Source organism: Marinobacter panjinensis (assembly GCF_005298175.1).
Classification (GTDB): Bacteria; Pseudomonadota; Gammaproteobacteria; order Pseudomonadales; family Oleiphilaceae; genus Marinobacter; species Marinobacter panjinensis.
Genome location: NZ_SZYH01000001.1, coordinates 451,080 through 463,809, shown reverse-complemented (window position 1 = coordinate 463,809; position 12,730 = coordinate 451,080). Strand labels below are relative to the sequence as shown.

Sequence of the window (12,730 nt, the reverse complement as noted above, 5' to 3'; positions counted from 1 at the left end):
GTCATGGCGATTGTGAATGTGGAAAAAACCTCGCGCATCTACCGTCAGGACAGCGTGGCCGTCAAAGCGCTCGATGACGTTTCCGTGGCTATCGAGGCCGGTGAATTCACTACCCTGGTAGGGCCGTCCGGTTCCGGCAAAACCACCCTGCTCAACCAGATCGGTGCCCTGGATGAACCCACCTCCGGCCGTATCCAGATCGATGGTCAGGAGATCACCGGCCTCAACCGCAGGAAGCGCACCGCCTTGCGATTGTGGAAGATCGGTTTCGTGTTCCAGGAATACAACCTGATCGGCGTGCTTTCGGCCCAGGAAAACGTGGAATACGTGCTGATGCTGCGCGGTATGCCGTTCCGCGAGCGACGCGAAAAGGCGCGGCAGATATTGGCAGAGGTCGGTCTGGAAGGGATGGAAGGTCGCCTGCCCAACGAACTGTCTGGCGGTCAGCAGCAGCGGGTGGCGGTGGCACGTGCCATTGTCAGCCAGCCGGCCATTGTTCTGGCCGACGAACCCACTGCCAACCTCGACTCCAAAACCGGCGCCGCCCTGCTGGACATGATGCGGCGGATGAACGACGAGCACGGCGTTACCTTCGTCTTCTCGACCCATGATCCCATGGTGATGGAGCGGGCCCGCCGGGTGGTGCACCTCAAGGACGGTCGCATCGAGCGTGAGGAGCACCGGTCATGATGGCCTGGCTGCGATTGGCCCTGGGCAACCTGCGCGCCAACCGCCGCCGTACTGGCATCACCCTGCTCTCCCTGACCGTCGGTGTGGCCGGACTGGTGTTCCTGTGGGCCTTTATCGACGGCATCAACGCCCAGATGATCAATAACATGACCGGCTACGTGACCGGCGACCTCAAGGTGCACAAACGCGGCTTCCACGACGATCGAGAAATGAACATTGCTTTGCCGCAGCAATGGCAGCTGAGGGAGGCTATCGCCGATGTCCCCGGAGTGGACGCCGCCACGCCCCGGGTCACCGGCCACGCCCTGGCCAGTCTCGCCGACCAGTCCCGGGCCCTGCAGGTAATGGGGGTGGCGCCAGAGCAGGAGCGCTCCGTCACGCGGCTGGACCGATCCATCGTCCTGGGCCGCTATCTGCAATCCGGTAACGAAATCGTCCTTGGTACGGGCGCCGCCCGGGCACTGGAGGTGGCCCTGGACGACGAACTAGCCCTGGTGGTGCAGGCAGCGGACGGTTCCATTGGCGCCGACCGCTTCAAGGTGGTGGGACTGTTTGAAACCGGCGTGAAACGCATAGACGGCGGTGTGGCGCAGATCCCTCTTGATGCAGCCCAGTCCCTGTATGCCTTCTGGGGCCGGGTTACGGAGATCGCCGCCCGGGTGGATGATCCCGACCGCCTCACCGGTGTCGTGGCAACCCTGGAGACACAGTTGGACGAGCGTGGTGTGGAAGTCCTCGACTGGCCCGCCTTGATGCCGTCGCTGATGCAAATGGTCGATTTCCACAACGTGGTGACCTACATCGTTATCTTCGTGGTGTTTGTGGTGGTGGCGGCCGGTATCGTCAACACCATCCTGATGTCCGTGATGGAGCGCGGCCGGGAGTTCGGGGTGATGATGGCTTTGGGCACCTCCGGGTCTCGTATTGTGCAACTGGTGCTGATGGAAACCACCCTGCTGGCCCTGGTGGGCTATGCCCTCGGCCTGATCCTGGGCCTGGCCGTGACCACCTATTACGCCAGCCACGGCCTCGACTTTACCGCCTACATCCAGGCCATGGACACCATGCCGGGGCTGAGCGGGATCGTTTATCCCACCACCAGTCCCGGCCGTTGGCTGATCATTGGCGTGGTGGTGGTCATTGTGGCCCTGCTGGCCGCCGTTGTGCCGGCCTGGATTGCCAGTCGCCATACGCCCCTGGAAGCCATGGACGCCCATCGCAGCGCCAGCAACCGTCTGCGCCGGGTCCGTGCCGAGGTCACCGCCAACAATCGTCTGCTGATTTTTGCCCAGATGGCCCTGCGCTCGGTGTTCCGCAATCCGCGCCGCTCCCTGATCACCGCCTCGGCTACCGCGTTCGGGCTCGCCGCCTATCTGTTCCTGTACGGTTTCACCGATGGCTTCTTCGAGCAGATGATCCGCAACTCCACCCAACAGTTGAGTGGCCATGTGCAGGTGATGCAGCGGGGCCATGATGTGGATCTGTCTCCGGCCCTGCGTATCTCCGATACCGCCTCCCGCGTGCAGGCGCTGGCGCAGCGGCCCAACGTCGAAGCCATCGCCCCGCGGGTGCAGGTAAAGGCCATGGTCGCCAATCCCAAGACCAGCCGCCCGGTGGAGGTGGTGGGCGTGGACCCGGAGCGGGAAAGGCAGGTGACCCGATTGGCGAATTACATCGTTGAAGGCCATTATGTGGAACCCGCCGGCGACGGCATCGTGATCGGCCAGAAACTGGCAGACGATCTGGACGCCCGCCTGGGCGACAAGCTGGTCGTCACCGTCCAGCAGGCCAGTGGTGACCTCGCCTCCAGTGCTTACCCGATCGCCGGAATTTACCGCACCGGGAGCGACCTGTTCGACAGTGAGTACGTCTTCACCAGTCTCACCAGGGCCCGGACCCTGCTCGGTTTCCAGCCTGACCAGGCCTCGCGTATCGCCCTGCGATTGCAGGACCGCAGCCAAAGCACGCTTCTGGCCCGGGACCTTAACCGCACCCTGTCCGGCGATCTGGTGGCCCAGGACTGGGAAACCCTGTTGCCGGTGGTGATGCAAATGATCGACATGACCCGGATCGACTTTTACCTGATCCTGTCGGTGGTGTTCGTGGTGGTTGCGATTGGTGTGATGAACACCATGGTGATGTCGGTGATGGAGCGCACCCGCGAGCTGGGCGTGATGCTGGCTTTAGGCACACGCGGCTCCCAGGTGGTGCTGACCATCCTCTTTGAGGCGCTGTTTCTGGCGCTACTGGGCATGGCCGCCGGCAGTGTAGTCGGAACGCTGATCGTGGTCTGGTATAACCACACGGGGATTGATCTCTCGGCCGTCGCTCGCTCCTTTGAAGCCGTTCCCGGAGTAACGGACGTGATTTACCCGGTGCTCATCTTCGACCACGTCTGGCTGCCTGGTCTGCTGCTTTTCATCTGCTCCGTGCTGGTGGCCCTGTACCCGGCGCGACGGGCATCAAGACTGGATCCGGTGGAGGCGATTCGCCATGGTTAAGCGTACATGCGCTGCAATCGCGGTGAGTCTGATGCTGGCGCCGCCCGCCGGGGCCGACTTCAGTCATTCCGGCTCGCTCAAGAACCTCACTGTGGGTTCGCGTTCTCTGGTGGACGACGATCCGTATGTGTCGAACCTCACCCGTCTGCGCCTGGAACCGCACTATCGCCAGGGCGACTGGACCCTGGAGGCGGCCTACGATGTGGAACTGGTCACCGGCAGCTTCCTCGACAGCCCCGAGTTCGCGCTGCTCAAGGACGCCCCGGATCCGCGATACTGGGACCTGCAGGGCGAGCTGACCGAATCCGGCGATCTTGTGGCCCGCCACCAATTGTACCGGGGCACGGTGCAGTGGCGCTCACCGCTGGGGGATTGGCGTTTCGGACGGCAGCAGGTGAACTGGTCCACGGCGCTGATCTGGAACCCCATGGATATCCTCAACCCGGTGAGCCCCCTGCAACTGGAACCGGATGAGCGCATCGGCGTCGATGCCCTGCTCTGGGATACGCCCTGGGGCGCCCTGGGCCGGATCAGTGCCGTGCATGCCCCGCAGCATGAGGACGACGAGGCCAGCACCGCGGCCCGGGTCAAGCGCTTCGTGGCCGGTGTGGATGCCAGTGTGATGGCGGGAACCTTCGCCGATGTCACCAAGGCTGGTGTCGGCGGCAGCGGTTCACTGGCCGGCACCGGCTGGCGCATGGAAGCGGTGTGGAGCGAGCCCGACGAGGAAGCCAGCTACTGGCAAGCGGTGGCGGACCTCAACTGGTCGTTCCGCAACGGCGTCAATCTTGCCCTGGAATACTTCTACAACGGCCGGCCCGCGCCAGATCCGGGACTGTCTTTCAGCCGCCTGGCGGCCGGGGAGCCCCAATACGCGGACCGTCACTACACCGGCCTCCTGGTTTGGCAGGACATCAATCCGTTTTGGCAGTACCGAGTGGTCGCCATCCGCAACGCCGACGACCACAGCTGGGTGGTCTATCCCCGCTCAACCTGGACACTGCCGGTGTCCCTAGAGGTGTATCTGACAGCTGGCGTGCAGCTGTTTGGCGGCAATGACAACAGTGAATACGGGGCGCTCAACAACCTGGGATTGCTGGAAGCCCAGTGGTTTTTTTGATGGGGGCAAAGCGTAGACGACCGATTCGTTGTGGTCGTCTACTGTCTAAATAGATTCGAACTCCAAGTCACTGGTGGCCGGCATCGCATTCGCTGGCCCGACAATCAGTAAACCGGCTTCCTTCATCGGCACGGCCAACACTTCGAGCTGGTTTTCGTGAGTACGGTAGCCGCCCATTGTGGCCATGGCCTGCCGCACGTCAGGGTTTCTGAACAGCACATGTTCCGAAATGCGGTACTGAATCACCAGACTGTTGCCCCGGCGCATGGCAAAGGCCTGAGCGGGCTCACCACCCACGGTGGTGTGCCAGGTCGCAAGTAGACGACCACCTGCCAACTTGGCTGGAGCTGAAATGTCAGCGGTATTTGCCAGCGCAGGCAGGTCCGTGAGAGCCACCTTTTGATAGTCTGCCAACGCATCACTCACCATCCGGATATGGTCGTGACTCCTGAGGCCCACGTCGGGCAACAACAGCACCCCGGCGAGCACCAGTGCCACTACCCATCCTCCGGCACCGACCACCGCTGGACGGTACAAGCCGGTCAGCCATTGCCTGAGATTGAACCTGGTGGTTGTTCTCGGGGCCGGGGCGGAGTAATCCGGTGCGTCTGCAAGCGCATTATCCAGGCGCTTATGCAGCTCAAACGGCATGCGGGTTGTCGGCACCTCCTGGCAGCGCCGACTCATGATCTGCTGACGGGCAACGTCCCCACGACAGGCTTCACAGCCGGCCAGGTGCGCCTCCACCAAGGCCGTGTGATGGTCATCCAGCTCGCCATCCACGTAGCCTGCGAGCCAGTCCTGAAGTTCGAGGTGGAGTTGAGAAAAGCGCCCGGCTTCTGATTTTTCGACATCGTTCATGTGGGTTTACCGCCGTGTATAGAGGTTGCAGCCAATCCATCGGCGGATTCCGTCCTGATGAGCAGGCTGGCTAAAAGCCGCCGCCCTCTCGATAACCGGCTCATAACCGTACCCTGTGCAATGTCCAGAACCTCTCCCACTTCCTGATAATTCAGTCCTTCAATATCCCGTAACAAGACAACCTGGCGAAAATTATCCGGTAGCGCCTGCACCGCCTTCATGAACTGGTCATTGCTTTGCGTTTGCACGGCCTGCTCGAACGGTCCGGCGGACGTACAGGCCTGCTGCTGCAAAAATGCGTCGCCGGTGGTGAGCATCGGCGCCAGTTGGTCGCGCCGTGCGTTACGCCGCACGTCATCAGCCACCACCCGATTCAGGATCTTCAGCAACCAAGCATACACCGCCACCTGATCCGTAAGCTGCGCGAAGTCACGCCACGCCCGAAGCAAGGCCTCCTGGGTCCAGTCCTCGGCTACCTCCCGCGACTGGGCCTGGCGCAGCGCGACAGCGAACATCCTGTCACGCCAGGGGCGAGTCAGGGCATCGAACTGCTGTTTACTCCGGGCTTTGCGCATCCATAGTGCCTATATAGAGTGCCTGTATGAGTGCCTATATGGGGCTGTACCTTCAGGGGTTGCCGGGAACAGCAACCCAGAACGGGAATTTGCCGTCGACAGGTTCCTGGCGTACCACCTGCAGGGACTCCACATCAATAACAGTGATCAGATTGTCTGCCGTCACGGACGCATAAAGGTAACGGCCGTCGGCGCTTGCGCGCACGCCATGGGGCCCGGTGCCGACTTCCGGGTTGGCCACGACAGTGAGGCTGTCAGCATCAATCACCGTCACCCGGGAAGCAGAGATGGCTCCCGTGGCCACATACCGACTGTTCGGAATCACGTCGATGCCTCCGTGGCCTGCGCCGACCTTGAATACCTTGAGAACCTTCTCACTGTCCAGGTCCAACACACCCACGTGGCCAACGAAATCACGAATCCATAACCGACGGCCATCCTCGGAAATATCAATATTGTGAGGGCTATCCAGCCCCGGCGTGGGTATGTCGCGCTGTTTGTCGAGCGTTGTCATATCCACCACGGCTAATGCGCCCTCGCCCTGTAAGGTAACGTACGCGAGGCTGCTATCCTCGTTAAAAATGATGTTGTGGGGCGTGTCACCCACATTGACCTTTTTGACCAATGACTGGGTTTCCATATCGATGACGGCAATTTCTCCCAGCGTGGTTGCCACGGCAAGGCCATAACGTCCATCGGGGGACACTTTGACGCCCTGCACCACCTTGCCGATTGGAAAGCTCGCCTGAATCTCGCCGTTATCCGTGTTCATGATGTAGACATTGCCGGTCTTGAACCCGGACACCATCAGCTGTTTACCGTCCGGGCTCAACGCCGTGTAGTGAGCGCCCTCCACACCCGGCCAGGTGGACTTTGAAGGGAAACGTTCAACAACACCGGAATTCTGAACTGCAGCATAGATCGGTTCAGGAACGGCCTGCTCTAATGACACTTTGGCCGCCGTACCAGTAGCTGACGCATCCTGAGAGGCGGCCGAGCCTGAACTCTGCTCATCAGTTGCCATGACAGCCTGACGCAACTGGTGGACGTCTTTCCCGGAGAGATCCTTGCCAGAGAGCGCGCTCACCTCGTCGGCGGTATAGGGTTGGAAATCGGGGGATATTCGCTCCCGATTGCCAAACGCCGTTAACACGTAATTCAGGACATCCGCGATTTGCTGGTCGCTGAGCGAACCGCCCCAGGCGGGCATATTGCCGTTGTACGCTGTTCCATCGACGTTAATCGGGCCGGTCAGGCCGTATTGCAGCACATGGGCCAGATAGTCTCGCCCACCGATACCGCCACTGGCATTGAAAATGTTTGCAGCGAGCTCCTTCTGAGGCGGGAACGACCCGGGAATGCCCTCACCTCCGGCCTGATGGCAGGCGGCGCATTGCTGGCTGTAGACCTCTTCTCCCCGGGCAATACTCTCTTCTCCCGGCGCTGCTGTGACACCACTGGCGCCGGAGAAAAGACCGATTGAAAGCACCAGTTTTAACATCGGCGAAATACGTTGGTTTACCATTGTTAGAGTCCTGATTCACATGTTGAACCGCGAAGCATTCAGCTACTGGCGGCCGTTGCTGTGACTTCGTAGCGTATCGGCCGCGCAAGCTTCACGGGGTCAGAAAAATGTTTACAGTCCTCTACCAAGGCGTCACTGGTACGCAATTTATTCCCCCATTTGCGATTTATCGGAAAGACTATAATGTCAATACAGAAGCCCCTTTGATGAGACTTCTGATTCACTCGCGTGTGAGTCGCAACCGTGCGTCCGAAAACATCAGATGGAGGGGAAGACAATGACACTAACGCCAATTGTACAACGAGGTTGGGACGCCATTGGCGCCGGGGATTTCGATGGCCTGGTGGAAGACTATGTCGAGGACATGGTCTTGGTGATGCCGGGACAAGACGATGCTCTGGAAGGTCGGCAGGCGTTTCGGTCGGCCCTGGACGGTCTGGGCGGGATGCTCCCGCCGGGCTTCGAGATTACGGAGCTTCGGCACCTGGAAGGCGACGGCGAGGTGGTCTCGATCGTCGAATGGAAATCGTCGAAGATCGGTGGCTCCCAACTGTCGGTGCTGTTCCGTTTCCGGGACGACAAGATTTACGAAGAGCGCTGGTTTATCGATACGGAGCAGTGGAGACGCGCGTTCTGAGTTCCGCGTTTACCGGTCCAGAGATGCCGCGATCCATCGGTGAGCGGGTGCTCGAGAGCCCCCGCCCATCCAAAACCAACTATTTGGTTGTGATGCTTCCCTGCGCTTGGCTGGTCCAGGCGCGCCCATCGCCGCGACGGGACGTAATGGTCGACGTTCCACTACCAGTGGCGCCTTCATAGGCACCAGTACCGCCCATTACTGTCCAGGTCGCTGGCTCCTCTTCTGAACCCAGCAGATAGGAAACGTACAGCATGTCGCCGTTGTCCGCGATACTCGTGCAATAACCGGCGCCTCCAGCTTGCCCTGACCCATCGACGCCCTGGTGTCCAGTGCACCACTGGCTAGACACGTCGCCATCTGCCTGAACCACGGTTACATGGTTTCTCATAACCGTTCTGCCTTTCGTACCATTTGGCATTTCTACAGCTCGCCCAGGGTCAACTTGTACCCAATAGAGAGTGCTGTCGACTTTCTCAGTCTCTGCCACGGCAGTGAAGGCTGCACAGATTGCAAAAGCGCCAATGGCGCCGGCATATATTTTTTTCATGATTGCGACCCCTATCAGTTGTTATGACTTCCTTTTTGACGAGGCGGTGCCGAGCACCGCCTCCAGTCACCAAAGTCGCCGCTTCGGTTAATTCTTACCCTTCTTCGCTGAACCTGAACCGTACTCTTTAAGAATATAAAGACCACCGTTACGGTCAGACGCATAAATCCATGGCTCATTCGGAACCTTGTAAATTCCCCAGATATCCTGGATGCCGCCGTTTTCAGCTTCGAACTCGGCACCGGCGCGATGGTATCGAGCAACTTCAACAGGAGCATACGGATTGGTGACATCCACTACCACGACACCATCGGAATACCAGGAAATATACGCTTTTACCTTATTCCCACTGGTCTCAACCAGGACATTATGGCTCGAATAGGTTCCTCGGGCGTCGCAATTGCCTCCAGGCGCGGTCGAAGCCGAACACTCGGTGTCGAAAATCGAGGCCAGTTCGGGATTGGCCGGGTCGGAATAGTTCCAGATACGAATTCCGCTCCAAGGTGTAGAGATTGTATTGTTGTTGGTCACGACGATTGCGCCAGCTCCTTCGTTTGACGCGTTCACGGACTTCTCCGCAAACGAGCAGGCACCGCGGCGAACGACAGCAATATCACCGGCTCCGAGCGGATTGAGAATCGGATCGCCGTTACAAGCCTGTCCTATCCAGACGAAGTTACCTGCGTACGAACCTTCACCAAGCGGGACGTTGTTTCCGCTGAATTCATTGGCCCCGAAGACCGAGCCGGTCAGCGGCCCACTTGTAACTTCCACGCTGGAGGCCGTTATGAACCCGCCGTTGCCTGTCTGGCTTGCTTCAAATGCATCGCCCGTCGAGGTTGCCGCCATCACACCCGGAATGGGGTTGCCGTTGCCGAACGTCACATTGCCAGGGGCAACCGTGGCCTCCCAGGCGCTGAAGTCCTCTTCACCTTCGACCACGATCGTGCCGTCCTCACTGGGCCAGACTGAGTGGCTGTTGACCTCGCCATCGAGTGAGCCATTGGCTGGATCCAGGGCTACTGAAACGACCTGAGGATTAGCCGGATCGCTGATGTCCAGGAGAACCAGGCCCGCATCCCAATTGGCAAGGTAAGCTCTGGTGCCGTCGGCGGTGATGGTGACGTCGTGCAGGAATCGGTTTGCAGAAGCACCAAATCCGTCAAGAAGCCAGAGGGCGGCATCCACGTTTCGACCAATATCTCCGCTGGCAACTACACCCTGGTCGAATAACTCTTCAGCACCCCAGAAAGATACCAGCACCGGGTTGGCTGGATCAGTGATCTCGTATATGTGGAAGTTGCCGTACAAAGTCTCGGTCGTTACGCCCACGTAGTCCTGTGCACCCTGGCTGAAGAGCCAAAGATTGTGCACACCAACGTCGGCGATGGACCCAAAGATAAATGGAGTTAGAGGATTTGGGTCGTCAATTCGAACTGACGCCAGGTGGACCGGATTTGATGGGTCGTCAACGTTAAAGACCTCATATCCGCCAGGGCCTCCGGCGCAAGATTCGTTTGAATGTACCAGGATATCGCCCGAACTTAATGACGCCACCCGTACGTCGTTGGTGCGACTACCGACCGGTGACTGGATGATATCGACAAATTCCGGCTTGTTTTTGTTGTGAACGTCCCAGATCCAGATGCCTGCGTTCGGGTCGCCGCCACAAGGATCATTGAAAGTGCCGGTGTACGCATAGTTGCCCAATGCCCAAACATCGGTTGTGGCATTTGTGGCAAGTCGTTCGCCGCGGCCGGCCTCAGCCAGGTTTTTGATAACTTTGGCGAACGGCGCATCACTGATGATGCCGGCTACCGCTGCATCACGTTCCATGAGGGGGGCGCTCGGATCGGACCGAACGAAGCCGTCAGAAATGCTCAGTAGATTTGGAGATTCGTCATGGGATTCGTCGTGGGGGTCGTCGGTAACCAACGGGGGCGGTGCCGCTAGAACCGAAAATGCCATAAAACTTGAAAAGACTACCAAACCAAGCCTGAATGCTTTTAATTGCTTCATAGTGCCCTTCCCTTTGCTCATTTTTTGTTGTTGTCGCGACGACTACATAATTCCCTCGGACATGAGTTGTGTGGTCTTTTTAGACCAACGAAAAACAAGCCACATGCATGCCATCCAACAGTATCGGCATAATTTTAGTGAGTTACGCTAACCAGCGGTTCGGTGGAGTGAGTAATACGTAAAGCATTCTGACACTTTATTGTATCTATCGGCTCAGCGGGATGACCCTGACCCCGAAAAGCATGTATCCCAATGTTGAGTCTGTTTGGTTGCAGGCGGTCAAATGACCGCCTGCTGATGATGGGTTTTGACATTTTCCCTCCGGGGTTAACCTGCCCTCCTCCCACTATCCAGTTTCAAAGCAAGCCGAGGTCGCAGGAATGACGCGGAGTATCAGGCTGTGCCTCTTGTAGAACCGTAAGTGCATGTTGGTATATTATGGAGCATTGAAATAAACCTGATGCCGATTATGTCCCAGTACAGCTCAGCACAACTTGAAGCGATCGACCAAATCAACGAACGGATTGAGGCGTTGGAGACCGTCGTGGCGGATCTTCAGTTCAATTTGCGGCAGTGTGACATTGTCCTGGCAAAGGTCGCTGTCGTTCCCCGTCCGAAAAAAGGTGAAACAACGGACCTGCCGGAACGCATAGAACCGGAGCTGCTCACCGGAACCGAAGCCTTCGACCGGGCCATGTTCGCCCTGACCGACTGGTATGGCGATGGCGAGCATTCCACCAAAGTTGTTGCCCGGACGCCCGGTACCATTGTGGTTCGTTGCAGCGACACAAACGCCGAGATGATCGATCGCCAGATCGCACAGGCCAACGTCCTGAAAGACCAGATCAAGGAACTCATTCCCAGGCTGGGTACCCGAAACGATCGGTTCGAACTTTTGCACAATCATCACCACATGCTGGTGACCCTCCAGCTCGTGCGTCATTACACTGCCCTACCCCCAAAGCCGGTGATTCAAAGCCTCAGTTTCACCTGGGGAGTGAAAACAGAGATCAAAAGGGTGACCGTATCCGAGGCTATCGAACGCATCCACAAAATCATGAACGATCCGGCTCCGGAGGGAATGGATCCCACTCAGTGGCAATGGAACATTTCCAGGGAGCTGAACCGGGTGCGTTCACTGCCTTCTGACACCGAACTTCGCCAGCGACGGACACTGGTGGTCCGACCCATGGTTAACATTCGCTGGCGCCTGTCCCAGGCCGAGCGGGATGCCCGCCGCGAAAAATGGGAAAAGGAAAAGAAGTTCGATCAACCGGTTTCCCTGCGCGAAGCGCACACCCCACTGATTGTGCTCAATCCAACCACGCCGGTAAAAGTGGGGACGCTAGGCGTGTACGACGCGATTAACGCGAAGAAACGCACCAGACGGGCTGATCGGAAAACCTCGGATGAGCCCATTTCCTGGTTGCTGCCGATATATCCGGTGCTTTCTTCCACATAGGAGATCATCGTGTGGACGACGTGGTGTAATCATCAGGTGTATTCGATCGCATTGGCTGGAGCTGCGATCAGATGACCGGCTCTAATCTGGAATTTATTTTTGGTTTGTTCGGCACTTTGTGTATTTAGCCACTGGGATTGCTGGCGAGTTCCTTCAGTGCCTCCAGGGCCTCATCAATCCGATCGCTGGGCACGAACATGTGATCGTGATAAAACCCTGCTATGACATTAGTGGTAATACCCCGCTCTGCAAGCAGGCTTGTTACCACGGATGTGAGCCCCAGGGCTTCAAGGCTGGAGTGGCCTTCGAGCGTAATGCGTCGGAAGACTCTGTAGTAGTCCAGGCCTTCGGCTTTGGCCTGCTCCAGAGGAATAACCAGGGTAAGACCTTCCAGTTCGGCAATGCTGACAATAGGTTTCAGCTTTTCCAGCTCGCCATACTTTGCCCGAGGAACTGTGCAATAGACATAGGTCGTCGAGTCCAGTTTTGGTGAGAGCTGCTTGATCAAATCCTGTAGAAACTTTGGTCGCTTCATCTTGCAGATCCTTTGGCCAAATGTCGTGGGCATGTCGAAAATGTACCACTTTCTGAGTTCGTTTAGGTGTTTAAGAGCCTCCTCGCTTGTAGGTCCATTCATTGTAGACAAAATTCAGCGCGTTTGAGCTGTCCGGGCGGTGGCGCGAATATGTGCGTGCGGGTTGATCGTGCCGGGAGACCGCCTCGCGGGCCCAGTCGCAGGTCTGCTTTTCACGCTACAGGGTTATGTTAAAGTTGCCTGTTGTTCACGTTC

11 protein-coding genes are annotated in these 12,730 nt (G+C 58.3%); 5 read left to right on the top strand and 6 right to left on the bottom strand.

Annotated elements, in window-relative coordinates:
- Nucleotides 1-3: 3 nt before the first annotated feature.
- Genes FDP08_RS02090 through FDP08_RS02080 form a run of 3 tightly spaced genes read left to right on the top strand, consistent with a single transcriptional unit; the run spans nt 4 to nt 4,311 of the window.
- Nucleotides 4-690 carry an ABC transporter ATP-binding protein gene (locus FDP08_RS02090; protein WP_137434384.1) on the top strand — a complete coding sequence of 229 codons (687 nt, stop codon included), beginning with the start codon at nt 4-6 and terminating at the stop codon, nt 688-690.
- The gene (locus FDP08_RS02085) at nt 687-3,191 is read left to right on the top strand and encodes an ABC transporter permease (protein WP_137434383.1); all 2,505 of its coding nucleotides are present in this window, start codon (nt 687-689) and stop codon (nt 3,189-3,191) included. The genes FDP08_RS02090 and FDP08_RS02085 overlap by 4 nt, the downstream gene beginning before the upstream one ends.
- Entirely contained in the window at nt 3,184-4,311 is a 1,128-nt protein-coding gene (locus FDP08_RS02080; RefSeq protein WP_137434382.1) for a hypothetical protein, read from the top strand. The genes FDP08_RS02085 and FDP08_RS02080 overlap by 8 nt, the downstream gene beginning before the upstream one ends.
- A gap of 45 nt (nt 4,312-4,356) precedes the next feature.
- Here FDP08_RS02080 and FDP08_RS02075 read toward each other — a convergent pair whose 3' ends face one another.
- Genes FDP08_RS02075 through FDP08_RS02065 form a run of 3 tightly spaced genes read right to left on the bottom strand, consistent with a single transcriptional unit; the run spans nt 4,357 to nt 7,272 of the window.
- Nucleotides 4,357-5,172, bottom strand: a complete 816-nt coding sequence (locus tag FDP08_RS02075) for an anti-sigma factor family protein (RefSeq protein ID WP_137434381.1) — start codon at nt 5,170-5,172, stop codon at nt 4,357-4,359.
- Nucleotides 5,169-5,747, bottom strand: coding sequence for an RNA polymerase sigma factor (locus FDP08_RS02070; RefSeq protein WP_137434380.1), 579 nt, complete (start codon nt 5,745-5,747; stop codon nt 5,169-5,171). Before FDP08_RS02070 ends, FDP08_RS02075 begins: the two co-directional genes overlap by 4 nt.
- A 52-nt stretch (nt 5,748-5,799) precedes the next feature.
- Nucleotides 5,800-7,272, bottom strand: a complete 1,473-nt coding sequence (locus tag FDP08_RS02065) for a YVTN family beta-propeller repeat protein (RefSeq protein ID WP_137434379.1) — start codon at nt 7,270-7,272, stop codon at nt 5,800-5,802.
- Nucleotides 7,273-7,549: 277 nt separating this feature from the next.
- Here FDP08_RS02065 and FDP08_RS02060 point away from each other — a divergent pair, with 277 nt between their 5' ends.
- Nucleotides 7,550-7,909 carry a nuclear transport factor 2 family protein gene (locus tag FDP08_RS02060; RefSeq protein ID WP_137434378.1) on the top strand — a complete coding sequence of 120 codons (360 nt, stop codon included), beginning with the start codon at nt 7,550-7,552 and terminating at the stop codon, nt 7,907-7,909.
- A gap of 79 nt (nt 7,910-7,988) precedes the next feature.
- Here the strand turns inward: FDP08_RS02060 and FDP08_RS02055 are convergent, their stop codons facing one another.
- Complete coding sequence (locus FDP08_RS02055; protein ID WP_137434377.1) at nt 7,989-8,300, bottom strand: hypothetical protein; 312 nt, start codon at nt 8,298-8,300, stop codon at nt 7,989-7,991.
- Between the two features lie 246 nt (nt 8,301-8,546).
- Nucleotides 8,547-10,478, bottom strand: coding sequence for an LVIVD repeat-containing protein (locus FDP08_RS02050; RefSeq protein WP_170978956.1), 1,932 nt, complete (start codon nt 10,476-10,478; stop codon nt 8,547-8,549).
- 469 nt (nt 10,479-10,947) lie between these two features.
- On the opposite strand from FDP08_RS02050, the gene FDP08_RS02045 reads away from it, so the two are divergent.
- On the top strand, nt 10,948-11,940 hold the full coding sequence (locus FDP08_RS02045; RefSeq protein ID WP_170978955.1) for a DNA replication terminus site-binding protein: 993 nt from the start codon (nt 10,948-10,950) through the stop codon (nt 11,938-11,940).
- A 124-nt stretch (nt 11,941-12,064) separates the two neighbouring features.
- Here FDP08_RS02045 and FDP08_RS02040 read toward each other — a convergent pair whose 3' ends face one another.
- The gene (locus FDP08_RS02040; RefSeq protein WP_137434374.1) at nt 12,065-12,475 is read right to left on the bottom strand and encodes an ACT domain-containing protein; all 411 of its coding nucleotides are present in this window, start codon (nt 12,473-12,475) and stop codon (nt 12,065-12,067) included.
- Between the last annotated feature and the right edge of the window lie 255 nt (nt 12,476-12,730).